Origin of the sequence: Paludibaculum fermentans, assembly GCF_051172195.1 — a bacterium.
In the GTDB taxonomy this organism is placed as follows: Bacteria; Acidobacteriota; Terriglobia; order Bryobacterales; family Bryobacteraceae; genus Paludibaculum; species Paludibaculum fermentans_A.
Genome location: NZ_JBPJAQ010000001.1, coordinates 5667250 through 5685691, shown reverse-complemented (window position 1 = coordinate 5685691; position 18442 = coordinate 5667250). Strand labels below are relative to the sequence as shown.

The following is an 18442-nucleotide window of genomic DNA, read 5'->3' as shown; positions in this document are numbered from 1 at the left end:
CCCTATGAACAGATATTGCCCCGCCGCTTCGCTGCTTGCACTCACCGTTCTTGCTTCGGCCAGTGCACAAGTCGCCACGAAGAATAAGCCAGATCCGCTGATGATCCAGGAGCAAGGCAGCTTCGCCATCGGCGGCAAGGTCCTCACGAATCCTGGAACCTTCAACCCCAAACAGCCAACACCCGCGGGCCAGACCCTGCACGGCGACCACGCCTACGTCTTCTATCAGATTCCTGCCAATCGGCGGAAGCTGCCCCTCGTGTTTCTCCACGGCACCGGGCAGTTCACGAAGACCTGGGAAACCACGCCCGATGGCCGCGAAGGCTTCCAGACCCTCTTCCTACGCCGCCGCTTTCCGGTCTATCTCCTCGACCAGCCGCGTCGCGGCAACGCCGGGCGTGGCACCGTGTCGGCCACCATCAACGCCGTCCCCGACGAGCAGATGTGGTTCGGCACCTTCCGCGTCGGGATCTGGCCCGACTACTTCCCGGGCGTGCAGTTTTCGAAAGACCCCGAAGCTCTCAACCAGTACTTCCGTCAGATGACGCCCAACGTGGGCCCCTACGATCCCGAGGTCAACTCGGACGCCTTCGCCGCGCTGTTCAACAAAATCGGACCAGCCGTCTTTGTCACCCACTCACAAGGCGGCGGACTCGGCTGGATGACCGCCCTCAAGTCCGGCAATGTACGGGGCATCGTTTCGTATGAGCCCGGCAGCGGCTTCCTGTTTCCAGAGGGCGAAGTCCCAGAGGCGCTGCCCAGTTCCGGCGGCACGTTGACCGCCATCGCCGTGCCCCTGGCCGAGTTCATGAAACTCACCAGGATCCCCATCATGATCTACTACGGGGACTTCATTCCGGAGAAGCCCAGCGACAACCCCGGCCAGGATGGCTGGCGCGTCCGGCTCGAGATGGCCAGAAAATGGCGCGACACCGTGAACCGTCACGGCGGCGACGTAACCGTTGTGCACCTGCCGGAAGTTGGCATCCGGGGCAATACTCACTTCCCGTTCTCCGACCTGAACAACCGACAGGTGGCAGACCTGATGTCAAAGTTTCTGGCGGAGAAGAAGCTGGACTGATCCGCGCTCTGTTGCATGCAGCACAGGGCAGCAGGAGCTTGATGATTTTCAACTGGAGACTACCAATGATAGGCAAGTTATTTCTGAAGTTCCGCCGTTCGGGCCACCTCGCCGGGGCAGCCCTGCTGGGATTGGCGTCGATCACTGCCGCCGCCGCGCAACAGGCCACACCGGCCCTGGTACGGGTCGACAGCGGCGAGTTGCAGGGGACAGTCGACGATGGCGTCGCCTCCTTCAAAGGGGTCCCCTTCGCGGCGCCCCCCGTGGGCGACCTCCGTTGGCGTCCGCCTCAGCCGCTGCAGCCCTGGAAAGGCGCGCGGCCTGCCGCGGAATTTGGAGCCGACTGCATGCAGGGGCGGTTCGGCCCTCCCCCGGCGCCCGGTGCGCCCGCGGCCCGCGTGCCCTCTGAAGATTGTCTCTACCTGAACGTCTGGCGCCCCGCCAATGCCGCGCCAGGGGCCAAGCTGCCGGTCATGGTCTGGATCTACGGCGGCGGCTTCATGGGCGGTTCCAGCTCCTCACCCTTCACCGCGGGCACGCAGTTCGCGAAACAGGGTGTCATCCTCGTCGCCGCCAACTATCGCGTGGGGCGCTTCGGGTTCTTCGCCTTCCCTGCCCTCAGCCGCGAACGGCCGGCCGAACCCAAGAGCAACTACGCCTACATGGACCAGATCGCCGCCCTGCAATGGGTCAAGCGCAACATCGCCGCGTTCGGGGGCGATCCGAAAAACGTCACCATCTTCGGCTTCTCCGCGGGCGGAGTCTCGGTGCACAGCCTCATCGCTTCCCCTCTGGCGCGCGGATTGTTCCACAAGGCGATCGCCGAGTCCGGCGGTTCCCGCGACAGCGTGCTCACCGCTCGGCCGCTCAGCGCCGACGGCGTCGATCCAAACTACCCGGTGTCAGCCGAGACCATCGGGACCAACTTCGCTCGTTCCCTAGGCGTTGAGGGCACGGACCAGGCCGCGCTCGCCAAACTGCGGGCCCTCAGCTCCGAACAGGTTCTCCGCGGAGCGCCCGCCCAACCGGGCACAGCCGCTCCGTCCTACGAGACGACCCCGGTCCTGGACGGCAAGCTCATCACCGAAACAGCCGAAACCGCCTACAAAGCCAAACACCAGCCGCGCATTCCGCTCCTGCTCGGCAGCAACAGCGCCGACACCGCGGGCAACCGCATCCGCGCAACCACCAAGGAGCAGTTCTTCGCCCGGTTCGGACAATGGAGCGCCCAGGCAAAGGCCGCTTATGATCCTGACGGGGCGACGGAATTGGCCACGATGATCACAAGGGCAAACGACGACTTTGGCCAGGCCGAGCCGGCCCGCTTCGCCGCCAATGCCTTCGCCGCCAACGGTTCACCCGTCTATCGCTACCGCTTCTCCTACGTCCAGACGGCCATGCGGGAACGCATGCGAACCGGCGCCCCGCACGGCGGCGAAATCGGCTTCGTGTTCGGCACCCTCACCGCCCGCCCCGGCGCGGCGTTGTCACCCGAGGATCAGGCTGTCTCCCGGTTGGCGCAAAGCTACTGGGTCAACTTCGCGAAGACGGGCGACCCGAACGCCGCCGGCCTCCCCACCTGGCCGCGGCACGATCCCGCCAAAGATCTGATCTTCGAGTTCCAACCCGACGGCTCAGCCGCCGCCATCCCCGATGCCCGCAAAGCGCGGCTGGACGTGATGCAATTGGCCACTGATTCAGGCAAGCGGGCTGACTTCTAACGAAATGAGTCCCCATGGCCCGCCGGGCCGCCTAACCGAAGGAAGCCGCAAACGGAGCCGCGATCGTAAGTGAGCGGATAGCCACCGTAAGGCTCCACTCACTTCCGCAGCGCGACCCAGTGGGTCAGCATCTTTAACGGAGCGGCTGGCGCAGCGGGTCTCCGCAGGACAGCACCAGACTCCCGTCATGGCCGCCGCTTCACCACCGGATCCGCGGCCTCCGCCGCTCAGGAGGCTGCACGCTTGGCGCGCACCTTCGATCTCCGGTCCGCAAAGGGAGAAGACCGTGCACAACATGGCGGAGCTGTGGAGCCCCTTCGCGAGTACAGGCAAACCCGCGGCCAAAGGGCAGCCGCAATGGGCCGCGTACACCCTCGACAAGCGCGCCACCCTGGAGATCAACGCCGAGTGCCGCATCGTGAATAACCCATACAGCCAGGAGCGGGCTCTCTGGGAAAGACTGGATCCGTAACAAGCCGGGTCGACGTCAAGCCCCGGCGGCCACTACCGGCTCAACTCCCATTGGATGGTGTCGCCGAGGGGATTCTTCCACGAGCCGAAGAGCTTGTTCGGATCTTTGGGCGCAGCGATCGGAACCTCCCAGTTGGGAGCTTGAATGTTCACATCGCCGCCGCTCAGCGACTTGCCGTTGGCCGTAATCGTCTTGGTCCCTCTGCTGATAAACGCGGCCACGCGCAGCTTCCACTCACTCGCGCCCGGCAGAATCGACACCTGCAAATGATCCTGCGTCGCCGACTCCGTAATCACGTACGAAGTCTTCCCCGACGCTTTCGTAGTCGACGTATAGGTGCACCGGGCGGACGTACCCGACAAATTGCAGTCCATCGTGCCCAATGAGCTGAAGCCCGTGTCGGTAGCAGTGATCGTCGCCTTGATCGTTCCGCTCCACTGACCCGCAGGCTTCGACGTCTGGGCTCCCGAAGGCCAGGCCAGCAGCGCAACAACGCCCATGAGGATCGCCATCCCAAACTTCAACCTGTGCATAAGCCCCCTTCCTTTCCCGCCGCAAGTCTTCGGGATCCCCCGGACCCATCATTGTACGCCGGGTGGCTCGCCATTTCACCCTTACAGGTCTGCAACTCCGCAACCCAGTCATCTGCGCCCACCCGCGCCTTCTTACCTCCTGGACCGCAGCTTCGAACAGGTGCACCCAACGGTCCGTCGACAGCCTTGCCAGGTAATCGGCGTCGTACCCGATGCGGTCTACAGCAATCTCCACGACCCCGTCCGTCCCGTCGGCTACGTACCCTTCCGCCAGCTCGACGAAGAAGGAGCCAGCAACCCGGCCGAGGGAGGCACCTTCCTCCTCCGCACCGCCGGTATCCAACCGCTTTCGCTCTCGACCACACTCCGCCGCCTCATCGCCCAGACGAACCCCGCCTACCGCGTCACCAACCTGCAAACCGAGCAGGAACTCGTCGACAACCAGGCCCTCCGCGAACGTCTCCTGGCAGTCTGTGGCAGGAGTCCCGCAAGCCGCGCGGCAAGGGCTTGCGAGCCCAGGGCGCGAAGAGCCGGCCGAACGAGTGCCGGCCACTCGGAGGTCGGCTCGACACTGCCATGGGCCGCAATCCCTTGTCGCCCTTTGGGTTCGCTCCGCAGCCGGACTACTCCACTCAATAAGGCGGCTCTTGTCGGTATAGATTCGAAAGCACCTTGAGGCTCCATTCCGTTACCGGCGGCGGTGCGAACGCGGCTGCGCGACTTCTGCCTCAGGCTGCCAGCCCTGCTGGCGTTCTTCTTCGCCACCATCGCGCTCCTGCTAGCCGCCATCGGCCTCTACGGAGTTCTGCACTACTCCGTCCTCCGCAGGGAACGCGAAATCGGCATCCGCCTCTCCCTGGGAGCGAGCCTAGGCAGCATCGCCCGCCTGGTCACCGCGCGAATCTTTGTGTCGGTATCGATCGGAGCAGCCGCCGGCATCACGCTAGGCATGGCCTCCGTCCGCTACGTCCAGACGCTCCTCTTCGGAGTCAAAGCCACCGCCCCCGAAATGCTCCTAGCCCCGGCCCTGGTCCTGCTAATCGCCGCCCTACTGGCCGCGCTACCAGCCGTCCTCCGAGCCGCCCGCATCGACCCGACCACCATGCTGCGGGCTGAATAGGGGCTTCCCAGTCCACGCCCGTGAGCGCCACAGCCTGGCAACATACGCACGACCCGACCCACCGCGAGTCTCTAATGTTTGGTCTCCGATTTGGGGTAATCCTCTAGGAAGATGAGCAAGCTGCTTGACCCGCTCTCCTTTTCCGGCGCATCTCCATTGACTGTGCCTGAACCGGCGGCACCATCCCACCCAACAGACCCCACTCCGCGCCATATCCCGCAAGAAGTACGCAGCAGTCTTCAATCAGGAGAGGAAGAACGCCGTTGAGACGGGTGCGTCCCGCCCCCAATGACGTAACTCCTCGCGACCTTCTGCAGAGCTGCTTCTAGTCTTACCCCGTGGACGAGGCGCGCCTCTGGACGATGATCCGCTAAATGGGGGTCGAACAAGATCCGAGCGGCGCTAGCCGCACGTCCAGAACACTACGAACAGCACAATACTGCGGCTGACCGCACTGGCAGGGACCCCGAGAACTTGCCTGATCTGGTATTCCACTGGCTATCCGGGCGAGGCGACGCATACTGCCAGACCATCCCATTCCTTGAATCGACCTCTGTCGAACTCAGATGGTCGACCCACCAGGGGTATCCTTGAGTCGGACGGACACCAGTCTGGCCGCTAGAACGCCGGAGCTTGCCCCACGAGCCCCATTCGTTCGCTCAGCATCGCCACAATTGGAGCCCCCCGCTCCGCGCTGAGCCAGTCCCGCTGAGCCTCTTCGAGGTCAGCCAGCCCGGCCGCTGCGATCTGGTCTGGCCAAAGTCCGGCAGCACGTCCATAGGCCACAAGCGCCTCGGCATCTTTATGACAAACAAGAAGCGCAAGTCCCAGGTTGAAGGCGGCCACCACGTCTTCGACATACTTCAGGCTTGTCTCCGTGTCGTGCAGAAACGCGACAGACGCCTTCTGTCGATAGTAGGTCCAGCCGCGATTTACCAACGCCTTTGCCACTTGGTCAACCGGAGCTCCAGGCAGGTCCTCGATCACCCGCGTGTACTCGGCCAGAGCCTTGTCCGGTTCGCCCTTCTCCCTCCAAACCTCGCCGCGATTGAATAATGCCTTTGCTACTTGTTCGACCGGAGCTCCCGGCAGATCCTCGATCACCCGCGTGTAATCGGCCTGTTCCTTGTCCGGTTCGCCCTTCTGCCTCCAAACCACGCCGCGACTCAACAACGCCATTGCCACTTCCTTAACGGCAGCTCCCGGCAGATCCTCGATCACCCGCGTGTACTCGGCCAGTGCCTTGTCCGGTTCGCCCTTCTCCCCCCAAACCTCGCCGCGATTGAATAATGCCTTTGCTACTTGTTCAACCGGAGCTCCCGGCAGATCCTCGATCAGCCGCGTGTAGTCGGACATCTCCTTGTCCGGTTCGCCCTTCTGCCCCCAAACCACACCACGATTCAACAGTGCCTTTGCTACTTGCTCAACCGGAACTCCGGGCAGATTCTCGATCACTCTCGTGTAATCGGCCAGGGCCTTGTCCGGTTCACCGTTCCGCCCCCTAACCACGCCGCGATTAACCAACGCCCTTGACACTTGCTCAACTGGAGTTCCGGGCAGATCCTCGATCACACGCGTGTAATCGGCCATCTCTTTGTCAGGTTCTCTCTTTAGCCCCCAAACCACGCCGCGGTTGAACAACGCCTTTGCTACTTGCTCAACCGGAGCTCCAGGCAGATCCTCGATCACACGCGTGTAATCGGCCAGGGCCTTGGCCGGTTCACCCTTCCGCCCCCAAACCACGCCGCGATTAACCAACGCCCTTGACACTTGCTCAACCGGAGTTCCGGGCAGATCCTCGATCACACGCGTGTAATCGGCCATCTCCTTGTCAGGTTCCCTCTTTAGCCCCCAAACCACGCCACGGTTGACCAACGCCTTTGCCACTAGCTCAACCGGAGCTCCGGGCAGATCCTCGATCACCCGCGTGTAATCGGCTAGTGCCTTGTCCGGTTCGCCCGTTTGCCCCCAAACCACACCGCGGTTGACTAATGCCCTTGCCACTTGCTCAACTGGAGTTCCGGGCAGATCCTCGATCACCCGCGTGTAATCGGCCAGGGCCTTGTCCGGTTCACCTGCCTGTCCCCAAACCACGCCGCGATTGTGCAAGGCTTGGGCAACCTGTTCGTCGTTCGATTCAAGTCCATCGATGATGAGTGTCAGGTCGTCAGCAGCTCTGGTGAGATCGCCCATCCGGTAATACGCGGTCGCTCGCACCATTCGCGCGCTCACGTAGTCAGCAAGGGACAAATCGGTTGACGAAAACACTTCACTGGATAATCGGAGTACTTCACTGAAGCTCCCCATCGAAAGCGCAATTTGCGCTGACGCAATCAGTCTCCGAACTGTTTGTCCCTCCTCGACACCAAGCGCCGGCCGATCCTCAGGGTAGGCACCATCACCATGTCTCTCGGAATCGACGCCTCGTGCCTCAGCCGGCGAAACAAACAAAGCCTCCGCTTGCCGCAATAACTCAAGCGTACTTTCAAGCTTGTTCGCGAACGCATGAGGCGCAATGTCAGACAGTTCGCTGGATGCGGCCGCTTGCGGCTCTGCCACCTCACTGTCCAATTCTGTCAAGTCCAATGATTCGAGACACTCTCGTAATTGCGCGACTGGGTTCTCCAAGAGCCGAGGCAGTCCGTGCACCGCTTGGATACTCATCCTGGACAGAAAAGCCCCAGCGTCGCGGATGGTCACATAAAAGGTCGAGTCCTTAGCGAGGACGTCTTGAGCTGGCTGCAACAACTGATCCGGCGACGATTTCAAGTCGCACCAGAACAGACGGTGGTCGAAAGATGGGCATGCCTTCAACGCGTCGACAATCACGTCGTCCCAGCCGCTATAGCCGAGCACAATCACGCCATGATCTCTCAGGATCGGCGCCAGGGCTTCGGTGTTGAGAATCTTCTGGTTTGCGATGCTTGCTTCGTCGGCGACCTGCTTCCGGCGATGGATGCTACCATGCACATAAACCAGTTGAACGACGTCATTCTCTTCGTCTCGGATCTCGTCTCCGATGCGAATCTCCGGAGAATCGGTGACCACATACAACTGGTTCATCATCTGAAGGGCAATCTGCAAAAAAGGATCGAAATTCGTTGTCAGAATCAGGCGGCAGAACGCCGACTCGGTCCGAAACAGCTTGCTCGGCCGCCTCGGCCCGGGTTGAACCCCCAGAATCGATGCCAGAAAGAAGTGCGCGGGGTTCAGCTTGGATAAACGAGGGCTCATCACATCCCGCTGAAACCTCCGCGCGTCGGCGGGGGCGCCCAACGCTCCAAGCCGCCTCGTGTTGAATACCTCCTGATACGCCACAGCCGTATTCCTGGGGACACCCGTCCCGGCGTCTAGGTCCAGCGCAGCGGTCGCGTCAGGATTGCTTTTCGAGAACCTCCCCCAGAACTCAGACCCTATTCTTCTGCGCTCTGAGGGACCCAGTGCCAACATTTCGTCCAATGATGTGTGCCGCCGCCGCGCGTCAATCCATAGCGGCACACTCTCCTCGACGACCTCCCGCGCCATAGGCACCAACCCACGGCTGAACCCCGCCCCCACCACAAGGACGAACGGAGCAGCGCCAGCTGGAGCCGCCTGGAGCGTCTCCACGATTGTATCGATGCACTGCTCCTCGGAAATCGAGGTAATTCTCGGCCTGGCCATGGCTCCTCCTCACGAATGGCAATGCCGAGGCTCCACAGAACCCGAGTCAATTCCGCCTAAGCGCCGCAAACACCATGTGATCCGCCAATCATATCCTCATCTCGCCCTCAAGTCGAATCATCAGAGGCCAAAATCCCAGTGATCGCCGCCAAAACCTGACAGCCCCGTCCAACCGTGAGTCGCCACAATTGACTCCCCGATTGGGGCTAATCACCCGGAAGGATGGCCGATTGGGCCTTCGCTGCATTATTTCCCCGGAGCATACTCACTCCCTTGGCTCAGAACTGCCGCGTCACCCAAACCAGAAGGCCGACAATTTTGCTGTATCTCTCGGCTAAGGCAACCCGGTGATCACAGTCATCCCGTCATAACGTCACTAGTTCCGGCATCTCGTCCCAAGTCCGCCCTTCAAGAGTTCGACCAGCTTTTTTCTTCTGGAATCCTCCCCATTGCTTGAAGAAAAACGCCACATTCGACTCTAGACACTGGTTGCGAAGGTCCCTAACCCAATCTGGATCCATACGGCGGGCCCCAGGGCCCGACTCACCGCCGACGATCACCCAGTCGATGCCTCGAAGGTCAATCTTCCCAAGCGAGTCAAGTAATGGCTCGACAGACAGGAACTTTACGTAGGCAGGAGTCCGGCGAAGATGGTCAATCCGCCAGAGGTAGTCTCTGTTCTCGACGCTCACGCCCATCCAGATATGCGGAGCCCAAGGAAGATTACAGCTCAGCTCTTCAAGTCGCTCGGCTCTCTTCGTCAGCACCTGGTACTGGTGCTGATTTGCCAAATTCATCACTTCAAAAACACGTTCGATGTATTCGAAGGGAACTTCCTCATGGAAGAGATCGCTCATCGAATTAACGAAGATGCGCTGAGGCTTTTTCCAGCGAAGCGGTTCGGAGAGTTTATCTGGAATCAGCCGGAGATCAAAACCCTGCTCGAACGGATGGCCCTTCACTCCTCGGAACCGCTCTGCAAATCTCTCAGCGTAACAATGCTTGCAGCCGGGGCTGATTTTGGTGCAGCCGCGTACGGGGTTCCAAGTTGCATCCGTCCATTCGATCGAAGAATGTTCCGCCATATCAGAGCCCTTGCTTCATTCTGTACTGGTTGAAGATATCGTTTACTATGTCCATACCTGAATCCTTTTGAGAAGCGAAAAACAGGTAATAAATCACGGCATTCATCTTCGTCTTCATCGGCATTGGCTTAGGTACGCACTTAAACCCCGCCTTTGTGATCAAGCGTTGTCTAAAAGCCTCAGCGAAGCGCTCATTGGGCACTTTAACCGGCATCATCTCTTCAAACAGGCCCGGAACATGATCGTACCCATAGCCCAACCAGGAATCGTCGCCCCAAAGACGAGTCATTTGATCAACCTTCTTCTTGATCGACTTGTCGGGGTTCCGCCGAAGGGCGTTACGATTGATGTCCATGATCATGAAGTTGACGAAAATCTCAATTGACCGAGCCTTCCCGGCGGCTTCGATCACCTCCCATGTGAGGTTGATGTTGTAGGGGTCAAGCAGGCACAGTGCACGCTTGTATTGGCCGTAATCTGCTCGTGGGAAAACTTTCGTCAGAAGGACTTCATTGCAATCCTCGCTGTAAATATGAACGTCCGTCCGTTCGCCGGCTTCCTTCCGCAATTCGGCAGCTTTCCCGGTGTCGGAGTCGATGAAGTGATACTCGTGGAACGGCGGTTGGGTGTTAAGGGCGATGAGCGGGCTTCCCTCAACCAGTTCCTTCCGCGTCTTCGAGATGTGGTGGCCGGACCCGGCGTAGCCATCAATGTAGAGCCAGCGCATCCGTGGGAATTTTCCGCGCCGCTGCGCGTCCATCACGGTGGTATAGGCAGCAGCGTACTTTTTAACGATCGCGAGTTTGACCTCGGACCAGATCCCGATCTCGTCATGTTCGACGGCCACAACAGAACTCTATCAGAACGTTTGGGATTATGGGACTTCGAAGACGAACAGGCGAGCCCGAGACAGCCGGGGTGCTCTGCACCGAAACGTTGAATGTGGCCACCTCCGGCCGCGACGCAGAACGCCTGATGGCCTGCGGGACGTTCGAGTGTGTCACTCCGCAATTTCCCACACAATCGCACATTCTGGGCGAAACCGAATGCCCGGGCGATTCCTCCATCGGCCAGGCGCCACCAGTTTCATGCGGAAGGCCACGCCAATCAGGCTTATCGAGCGGCCCAGCGTTTGAATTTCGAGCATTGAGCCACTGAGAGTGGACGGCGAAGCCCTCCACACTACTCCACAAACGACAACATGGAATTCTGGAATCTCCAGCATTGAATTATTAGAAGAAATAGTCAGTGCGTCCGATCACAACGGCCCCTCTCCGCTCGCAGAATCCAACGAAGCAGGATACGAGCAGGAGTTGGTCCGACAAGCGCAGCTTCCGGTACGTGCTGATGCGAACGGCAACTACGCCGAATCCATCGCCGATTCTCGCGCCGAATCTTCCGTGCTTTGGCAGTCCTGCCGTCCTTGGCTCACGCCGAATAGGATTGGCAGCCCCACTGGTCGCCCCGTGCACGCGAGACTCGTTATGCTCGGCCGCTCTCCTCGTCGACCGTCTCGCCAAACCCTATCGTCGCTGATGGAACCTTTTGCGGTTGCCACCGTATTACCTGCATGCTCAGATCGATGCTCGTCCTGTGTCTGCCCGTCGTCGCCTTCGCGGCCGACGTCAGCGGCCGTTGGAACCTCCACCTCGTGCGCTTCGGCGAAATCGCCTCCTCCGCTCGCGTCGAACTGAAAGCCGACGGCACGAAAGTCACCGGTACCCTCAACGAGCTGAAACTCGACGGTACGTTCGAGGGCGATCACCTGCGCCTCACGGCTACCCGCCCCGACGGCAGCAATTGGGGCGCCTTCGACGGACGTCTACAAGGTGACGACATTGCCGGCACCGTCAAACAAGGGAACGACGAGTTCAATTGGAAGGCCCGCCGCGACTCCGCAACTGCCGGCGCTCCCAAGACCCATACCTTCGAGCCCAAGGTCTTCTACCGCAACTTCTCCGGCGCAATCCCGCCCGCACTCCGCATCAACCCGGGCGACAGCATCAAGACCTATACCGTTGACGCGGGCGGTGTTGACTCCAAGGGTGTTCGCCGCGCGATGGGCGGCAACCCGGAAACGGGACCGTTCTACGTCGAGGGCGCCATGCCGGGCGACACCCTCACGGTCAAGTTCACCCGCGTCCGCCTCAATCGCGATACCGCCCGCAGCGGCAGCCGGATCGTACCCGGCGCTGTTCAGCCCGACTACTACCGAAACGCCAAGTTCGAGGATAACTTCGACAGCAGCTGGAAACTCGATCTGGTGAACCAGACCGCCTCACTCGCCAAACCGGGCGAGCGTCTCAAGAACTTCCGCATCCCGCTCCAGCCCATGATCGGCTGCGTCGGCGTCGCGCCCCCGTCCAACCAGTCCTTCCGTACGGGCTGGCTTGGCTCCTGGGGCGGCAACCTCGATTACAGCGGCGTCCGCGAGGGCGTCACCGTCTACCTGCCGGTATTCCAGGAGGGCGCGCTCCTTTTCGTCGGCGACGGTCATGCCCTCTCCGGTGACGGCGAATTGACCGGCGATGCGCTGGAGACCTCGATGGACGTCGAATTCACCGTCGATCTGGTCCGCGGCCGGTCCACCCAGGCGCCGCGCTTCGAAAGCGATGAATACCTCATGGCCTCCGGCATCGCCAACTCCCTGCAGGAGGCCCTGCAGATGGCGACGACGCAGCTCGCCAACTGGCTCCAGCGCGACTATAAGCTCTCCGCCAGCGAATCGAATATCATCCTCGGCGCCGCCATGCAGTACGAGATCGCCGAGGTCGTCGATCCCCAGATGCACATCGTCGCCAAGATCAGGAAGTCCCTTTTGGCCGGTCTGCAGTAGGGTCGGGAAGCCCTTCAGCTTGCCCCGTCCCACAGGGAATCACCAAGAATGTGCACCACCATTGCCGCCGCATCAAACGCATGGTGGAATCGTCGCCGGCATGAATACCCGCCCAACAATGTCTCTTCCAACAATTCTCACTGACAGCAATCCTGGAGCAATTCGTCCCGCCCGCACCGCCGCCAGCTGCGTTCTTCTTTTCCTGGCCCTGCTGAGCACCGTTGGCTGCTCGAAAAAAATGGCCGTCATTGCGCCCCCGGCCCCCGACGTGAGCATTGTCGGCAGCGACTCCGACCGCCTGCAGGAATCGCTCTTCAAAGGAGATCAGGCAGTTCTCTCGAACCAGGACATCGACCGAATCCTGACGGCTCGGATTACCCTGTCAGACCGCCATCGTGTCGCCGTACTTCACCTGAACTCTCGCAACACTTACTACCAGGAAATAGCGGATCTGGAAGGCCAGAACTCTGAGCAATTTCTGAAAGCTCTGGCGTCCACGCCCCAGTTCACACAAGTCCGCTTTATCCCAACACTTCTCATCCCCGACAAGCGAACCGCACCGTACCTGCGTGAGGCTGCGGCTCGGTTCCAGGCCGACCTGCTCCTCATCTACGCCACGCGTGTTCGGAACTTTCAGCGCGATCGGCTGCTGGGCACCGACGAGGTCCACGCCGAGGCCGCAGTCGAATCAGTCCTTCTGGATGTGCGGACCGGTATCGTGATTCACTCGGCGCACAGCTCGGAAGGAATCGCGGCCAGGAAGGTCCCGGGCGACCTGAACTTCTCTCAGACCGTCTCGAAGGCGCAGGCCGAAGCAACGGGCAAGGCGCTCCTCAAGATCGCTACGGCTGTGGGGGAATTTGCCAGTCACTCGGACAAGTAGGCAGGAGCAGCGCAAACCCGAAACTCGGCCCTGCCAACTACCGGTCACGTCAACTCAAAATTTCCCTAACCGCACACTATCAATCACTTGCAGGCCGTAGCCGCCACAACCCTTTGGAGGCAGGCGTACAATCCCCGCGCTGGACCCCGCGGCTCGTCCGCGCCCAGCCGATCTTTGAATCCTGAACCTCCGCTCCACACTCCGGGCGCACTGCGTCGCGCATCGGAAGGGGGAGAAAGCAGTGGAAGTCTGGCCGCTCCAGGCCACTTGTTCTCACTTTCTTCCCTGCCCCGATCCCCTGCCCGCTCCGCCCCTCGCACCACTCAATCCACTCCCCTTGAGCGATCAAAGCCAATTGTTCGCATTTTCTTCTCCCGCGTCAGAATCTCCGAAGGAGAGCAGGCCAACCACCCCTCAGCAACCACAATCCACGCCCACTGAGGGATCAAACCCAGTTCTTCCCATTTCCTTCCCCCCAGCCACCCAGACCACACGCCGGCCCGGTCGAGGCATCCACAATCCACCGCCACTGAGGGATCAAAGCCATCTCTTCCCGTTGTCTTCGCTCCCCCGGAATCCACTCAGCGCCATCCACCGCGAAGGTAGCCAACCGGCCCCCCAGCAAGCCCAATCCACCCAGCCTGAGGGATCAAACCCAATTCTTCGCACTTTCTTCCCTCCGCACGGGAGCCCGCCTTCCATCGCATCCCCCCTTCCAGCACCACCCCCGAGCCTCCACAAACACAATCGCGCCCCCATGTTTGGATCAGCCGGGGCCTCGCGTGCTAGCATAGTTGATTGTCAGGCTCCGGGCTCCGTGCAATAGGACGGTCCAAACCCCGCCAGGTCCGGAAGGAAGCAACGGTAGGATCTCACCCTGTGTGCCGCGGATCCCCCGGGGTCTGGCATTAGAGTCTGACCGGCACCACCCGCCCAGCGATCATGTACCAGGTCATCGCCCGTAAGTACCGTCCCCGCACCTTCGCCGAGCTCATCGGGCAGGAGCATGTGCGCACGACGCTCGAAAATGCCATCACCCAGCAGCGCATCGCGCATGGCTATATCCTTGCCGGTCAACGCGGTACCGGCAAAACCACCATCGCTCGCATCCTCGCCCGCTGCCTGAATTGCGTCGAAGGCCCCACCCCCACCCCCTGCGGCGTCTGCTCCTCCTGCATCGAGACCTCCCAAAGCAGCGCCCCCGACGTCATCGAGATCGACGCGGCCTCCAATCGCGGGATCAATGAGATGCGCGAACTGCGCGAGAACGTGCGCTACCGCCCCTCCCGCGACCGCTACAAAGTCTTCATCATTGACGAAGCTCACCAGATCACCAACGAGGCCTTCAACGCCCTCCTGAAAACCCTGGAAGAGCCGCCCGAGTGGGCCGTCTTCGTCCTCTGCACCACGGAATCCCATAAGATCCCCACCACCATCGCCTCCCGCTGCCAGCAGTTCAGCTTCCGCAGCGTCGACTTCCACGAAGTTGTCGGACGCATGGAAGAGATCTGCAAAGCCGAAGGCATCGAAGCCGAACCCGAAGCCCTGGCCGTCATCGCCCAGGCCGGCGAAGGCTCCGTCCGCGATTCCTTCTCGGCCCTCGACCAGGCCATCGCCTGCTGCGGCAATATGCTCACCGGCGCCGCCGTCCGCGATCTGCTGGGCATGTACTCCCTCGCCTCCCTCGAACGCGTCACCGAGGCGCTCCTCTCCCAGCAGACCGCCGCCATGCTCGAGATCGTCGCCGAACTCGAAAGCGCCGGCAAAAACCTCCAACAGTTCTGCCGTGAACTGGCCCGCTACTTCCGCAATCTCCTGGTCTCCAAGATCACCGGCAAAGAGACCCGCCTCATCCCGGCAGCGGCCCCCGAACAGGCCCGCATGCGCGACACCTCGGCCCAGTTCAGCGAAGAGGACCTCACCCGCTGGCTGCAGCTCACCCTCGAGCTCTACGGCCAGTTGCAGTACTCCATGCAGCCCCGCCTGCATGTCGAGCTCGGCCTCATGCGCCTTGTCCACGCCGGACGAATCAAACCCATCGAAGAGGCCCTCAAGGAATTGGCCGCCGGCGGCGGCGCTCCAGCAGCCCGGCCCCCGGCGGCGCCAGTCCGCGCCGCCACTGTCACGGAACGAAGCCAGGCGCCATATGTAGCACCCCGTCCCGCTGCTTCCTCCTCCGGGCCGTCGTACTCCGCGCCACCCGCTCGTACGGCCCCACCCCCCGCTGCCGCTCCGTCCCGGCCCCCCGCTCCAGCGCCTCAGCCCAGTGCGCCGCCCGTCGAACGCTCCACCGCGGTTGAGCCCGGCTCTACTAAGGAGAAGCTCATCGCCGCCCTGCAGGAGATGCGCTCCGCTATGTCCGTCCAGGCGGTCGAGGACTCCCAGTTGATCGAAAGCCAGGGCACGGTCGAGTTCCTCGCCCCACGCTCAGCCAAGCTCGGCCTCATGGCCAAGGACGTCGAAAAGGCTCTCGTCCAGGTGCTGGGCCGGGCCGTGCGCGTCAAAATCACAGTCGATGAAACCGCCGTCGCGGCGGCGCCCGAGAAGAAACCACCCACACCGGAAGCCGAAGACGAAGCCTCCCAGCGTGCAATGGCCCATCCGGACGTGCAACGCTTTCAAGAGATATTCCCCGGCAGCCAGGTGCGGGGCGTACGAGACCTGAAGGAGTAGATGCCATGAAATTTCCCGGCGGCGGCAATATGCAGGCCATGATGAAACAGGCGCAACAGATGCAGCAGCGCCTGCAGGAAGAAATCGCGGCAATCCGTGTCGAAGCCAGCGCGGGCGGCGGCATGGTCATCGTCAAAATGGACGGCCAGAAACACTGCACCGGCGTGGTGATCGATCCCGAAGCGGCCGGCGACGCCGAAATGCTCTCGGATATGGTCATGGCCGCCTTCAACGAAGCCGTGCGCAAAGTCGAAGACGAGACCCAGAAGAAGACCTCCGGCATGCTCGGCGGCATGGGCCTGCCTCCCGGCCTGTTTTAACTCGGCGCCGCAGGTCTCAACATGCCCGACTTCGCGGAACCCCTCGCCCGGCTGATTCAGGAAGTAAAGCGTCTGCCCGGCATCGGCCAGAAATCGGCGCAGCGCATCGCGTTTCACATACTGCGCGCCTCGCGTGAGGATGTCGACCGCCTCACCACGGCCCTCGTCGACGTCAAGGAAAAGCTGGGGTTGTGCATCATCTGCAACAACATCAGCGACGGGGAGAAGTGCCTCTATTGCCGCGATCCGCACCGCGACCGGCGCCGCATCTGCGTCGTCGAAGAACCCCACAACATCGTCCCCATCGAAACCACGCGCACCTTCGAAGGGCTCTATCACGTGCTGCACGGCAGCATCAGCCCGCTGCGCGGCATCGGCCCCGAACAGCTCCGCATCAAGCAGTTGCTCGAACGCCTCGTCGATAGCGAGATGGAAGAGATCATCCTCGCCACCAACCCCACCGTCGAGGGCGAAGCGACCGCCGTCTACCTGGCCCGCCTGCTCAAGCCGCTCGGCATCAAGGTCACGCGCATCGCCATGGGCATCCCCGTGGGCAGCGATCTCGAATACGCCGACGAAGTGACGATGTCCAAATCCCTGGAAAACCGGAGGGAGATGTGAAATGCATTCTCCTGCTCAGCCTCCTTTGCTCGGCCGCTAGCGCCCAGAACCACGCCCGCGTTCTGGCCGAGTTCAACGAGTTCCTCAAAATCCCCAACGTCGCAGCCGACCCCGAAGGCCTCAAGGAGAATGCCGCCTGGATCCGGGCCGCCCTGGAGCGCCGCGGCGTCCAGACCCAACTGCTGGAAGTCCCCGGCGCCCCGGCCGCCGTCTATGGCCAAATCGGAGTCCAGAACGCCATCGGCACCGTCCTCTTCTACGCCCACTACGACGGCCAGCCCGTGAACCCCGCGCTGTGGAAGGGCAGCGGACCCTTCGAGCCCTCCTACCGCGGCGGCAATCCGGCCGATCCCGAAGCCCGCATCTACGCCCGCTCCGCCTCCGACGACAAAGGCGTCATCATGGCGATGCTCGCCGCGCTCGACACCTTGCGCGCCGGCAACGGAGCGCCCACCGTCAACATCAAGTTCCTCTTCGAAGGCGAGGAAGAAGCGGGCTCGGCCAGCCTCGGCCGCATCCTCCAGAAGTACACTCCGCTCGTCATGGCCGATTTCTGGATCATCTGCGACGGCCCCGTCCATCAGACGCGCCAGCAGCAGGTCTACTTCGGAGCCCGCGGAGTCACCGGCTTCCAGCTCAAGGTCTACGGACCCAAACGGGAACTGCACTCCGGCCACTACGGCAACTGGGCGCCCAATCCGGCCATGATGCTCGCCCGCCTGCTGGGCTCAATGAAGGATGACGAAGGCCGCGTCACCATCCCCGGGTTTTACGCCGATATCGATCCGCTCACCGATACCGAAGTGGCGGCCATGAAAGCTGAGCCGCCCATCGACGAAGCCCTGATGCGCGAGCTCTGGATCGCCCGCACCGAGAACTCGCCGCGCCGCCTCATGGAAGTGCTCAACCAGCCCTCTTTCAACATTCGAGGCATCGCCAGCGGAGCCGTCGGTGAAGAGTCCCGCAACGTCGTCCCTAGTGAAGCCTCAGTCTCGGTCGATGTCCGCCTCGTCAAAGGCAACGACCCCCAGGCCATGCTGGAAGAGGTGAAGGCCCACATCCGCGACCAGGGCTACTTCGTCGTAGAGGGCCGCGAGCCCACTGAGTTCGAACGTCTCCAATGGCCCAAAATCGCGGCCTTCTATGCCACCGAAGGCGGCTACCGTGCCGTGCGCACCTCAATGGACCTGCCCCAGTCGCGCGCCGTCATCGCTGCCCTCGAGAGCAAAGGCAAACCCGTCGTGAAGATGCCCACCCTAGGCGGCAGCGTACCGCTGGCCATCATCGAAGACGTGCTGCACATTCCGTTGATCGGCGTGCCCATCGCGAATCACGACAACAACCAGCACAGCCACAACGAGAACTTAAGGCTGCAGAACCTCTGGGACGGCATCGACACCATGCGCGCCCTCTTCATGATGCCGGTCTATTGAC

The 18442-nt window shown here is 61.7% G+C and carries 14 protein-coding genes and 1 other RNA gene; 11 read left to right on the top strand and 4 right to left on the bottom strand.

What is annotated here, in order from left to right:
- The first annotated feature begins 4 nt into the window (after window positions 1-4).
- The 3 genes from ACR9Y2_RS22785 to ACR9Y2_RS22775 all read left to right on the top strand — a co-directional run bounded on the left by ACR9Y2_RS22785 (window position 5) and on the right by ACR9Y2_RS22775 (window position 3274).
- A complete protein-coding gene (locus ACR9Y2_RS22785) occupies window positions 5-1081 on the top strand; it encodes an alpha/beta hydrolase (protein WP_435043961.1) in 1077 nt (358 codons plus the stop codon).
- Between the two features lie 65 nt (window positions 1082-1146).
- The gene (locus tag ACR9Y2_RS22780) at window positions 1147-2802 is read left to right on the top strand and encodes a carboxylesterase/lipase family protein (protein WP_435043960.1); all 1656 of its coding nucleotides are present in this window, start codon (window positions 1147-1149) and stop codon (window positions 2800-2802) included.
- Window positions 2803-3097: 295 nt separating this feature from the next.
- Entirely contained in the window at window positions 3098-3274 is a 177-nt protein-coding gene (locus ACR9Y2_RS22775; RefSeq protein WP_435043959.1) for a hypothetical protein, read from the top strand.
- A 32-nt stretch (window positions 3275-3306) separates the two neighbouring features.
- Here the strand turns inward: ACR9Y2_RS22775 and ACR9Y2_RS22770 are convergent, their stop codons facing one another.
- Window positions 3307-3807 (bottom strand): hypothetical protein, encoded by a 501-nt coding sequence (locus ACR9Y2_RS22770; protein WP_435043958.1) that lies wholly within the window; start codon window positions 3805-3807, stop codon window positions 3307-3309.
- Between the two features lie 700 nt (window positions 3808-4507).
- Here ACR9Y2_RS22770 and ACR9Y2_RS22765 point away from each other — a divergent pair.
- Window positions 4508-4927 carry an FtsX-like permease family protein gene (locus ACR9Y2_RS22765; protein ID WP_435043957.1) on the top strand — a complete coding sequence of 140 codons (420 nt, stop codon included), beginning with the start codon at window positions 4508-4510 and terminating at the stop codon, window positions 4925-4927.
- Between the two features lie 618 nt (window positions 4928-5545).
- Here the strand turns inward: ACR9Y2_RS22765 and ACR9Y2_RS22760 are convergent.
- From ACR9Y2_RS22760 to ACR9Y2_RS22750, 3 genes are all read right to left on the bottom strand, one after another.
- Window positions 5546-8245, bottom strand: coding sequence for a tetratricopeptide repeat protein (locus ACR9Y2_RS22760; protein WP_435043956.1), 2700 nt, complete (start codon window positions 8243-8245; stop codon window positions 5546-5548).
- Window positions 8246-8955: 710 nt separating this feature from the next.
- Entirely contained in the window at window positions 8956-9675 is a 720-nt protein-coding gene (locus tag ACR9Y2_RS22755; RefSeq protein WP_435043955.1) for a DUF5131 family protein, read from the bottom strand.
- Window position 9676: 1 nt separating this feature from the next.
- On the bottom strand, window positions 9677-10522 hold the full coding sequence (locus ACR9Y2_RS22750; protein ID WP_435043954.1) for a three-Cys-motif partner protein TcmP: 846 nt from the start codon (window positions 10520-10522) through the stop codon (window positions 9677-9679).
- A gap of 723 nt (window positions 10523-11245) precedes the next feature.
- On the opposite strand from ACR9Y2_RS22750, the gene ACR9Y2_RS22745 reads away from it, so the two are divergent.
- The 7 genes from ACR9Y2_RS22745 to ACR9Y2_RS22715 all read left to right on the top strand — a co-directional run bounded on the left by ACR9Y2_RS22745 (window position 11246) and on the right by ACR9Y2_RS22715 (window position 18441).
- Complete coding sequence (locus tag ACR9Y2_RS22745) at window positions 11246-12511, top strand: acetamidase/formamidase family protein (protein ID WP_435043953.1); 1266 nt, start codon at window positions 11246-11248, stop codon at window positions 12509-12511.
- A gap of 118 nt (window positions 12512-12629) precedes the next feature.
- Window positions 12630-13394 (top strand): hypothetical protein, encoded by a 765-nt coding sequence (locus ACR9Y2_RS22740; protein WP_435043952.1) that lies wholly within the window; start codon window positions 12630-12632, stop codon window positions 13392-13394.
- Window positions 13395-14200: 806 nt separating this feature from the next.
- Window positions 14201-14298, top strand: an RNA gene (gene ffs, locus ACR9Y2_RS22735) — signal recognition particle sRNA small type.
- 38 nt (window positions 14299-14336) lie between these two features.
- Window positions 14337-16067 carry a DNA polymerase III subunit gamma/tau gene (gene dnaX, locus ACR9Y2_RS22730; RefSeq protein WP_435043951.1) on the top strand — a complete coding sequence of 577 codons (1731 nt, stop codon included), beginning with the start codon at window positions 14337-14339 and terminating at the stop codon, window positions 16065-16067.
- A gap of 5 nt (window positions 16068-16072) precedes the next feature.
- The gene (locus ACR9Y2_RS22725) at window positions 16073-16387 is read left to right on the top strand and encodes a YbaB/EbfC family nucleoid-associated protein (RefSeq protein WP_435043950.1); all 315 of its coding nucleotides are present in this window, start codon (window positions 16073-16075) and stop codon (window positions 16385-16387) included.
- 21 nt (window positions 16388-16408) lie between these two features.
- Window positions 16409-17008 carry a recombination mediator RecR gene (recR, locus tag ACR9Y2_RS22720; RefSeq protein WP_435043949.1) on the top strand — a complete coding sequence of 200 codons (600 nt, stop codon included), beginning with the start codon at window positions 16409-16411 and terminating at the stop codon, window positions 17006-17008.
- Window positions 17005-18441, top strand: a complete 1437-nt coding sequence (locus ACR9Y2_RS22715; RefSeq protein WP_435043948.1) for a M20/M25/M40 family metallo-hydrolase — start codon at window positions 17005-17007, stop codon at window positions 18439-18441. Before recR ends, ACR9Y2_RS22715 begins: the two co-directional genes overlap by 4 nt.
- The last annotated feature ends 1 nt before the right edge of the window (window position 18442 follow it).

Coding starts and splice junctions, on each gene's coding strand:
- ACR9Y2_RS22785 (WP_435043961.1), top strand. CDS start 5: ATGAACAGATATTGCCCCGCCGCTTCGCTGCTTGCACTCACCGTTCTT.
- ACR9Y2_RS22780 (WP_435043960.1), top strand. CDS start 1,147: ATGATAGGCAAGTTATTTCTGAAGTTCCGCCGTTCGGGCCACCTCGCC.
- ACR9Y2_RS22775 (WP_435043959.1), top strand. CDS start 3,098: ATGGCGGAGCTGTGGAGCCCCTTCGCGAGTACAGGCAAACCCGCGGCC.
- ACR9Y2_RS22770 (WP_435043958.1), bottom strand. CDS start 3,807: ATGCACAGGTTGAAGTTTGGGATGGCGATCCTCATGGGCGTTGTTGCG.
- ACR9Y2_RS22755 (WP_435043955.1), bottom strand. CDS start 9,675: ATGGCGGAACATTCTTCGATCGAATGGACGGATGCAACTTGGAACCCC.
- ACR9Y2_RS22745 (WP_435043953.1), top strand. CDS start 11,246: ATGCTCAGATCGATGCTCGTCCTGTGTCTGCCCGTCGTCGCCTTCGCG.
- ACR9Y2_RS22740 (WP_435043952.1), top strand. CDS start 12,630: ATGTCTCTTCCAACAATTCTCACTGACAGCAATCCTGGAGCAATTCGT.
- dnaX (WP_435043951.1), top strand. CDS start 14,337: ATGTACCAGGTCATCGCCCGTAAGTACCGTCCCCGCACCTTCGCCGAG.
- ACR9Y2_RS22725 (WP_435043950.1), top strand. CDS start 16,073: ATGAAATTTCCCGGCGGCGGCAATATGCAGGCCATGATGAAACAGGCG.
- recR (WP_435043949.1), top strand. CDS start 16,409: ATGCCCGACTTCGCGGAACCCCTCGCCCGGCTGATTCAGGAAGTAAAG.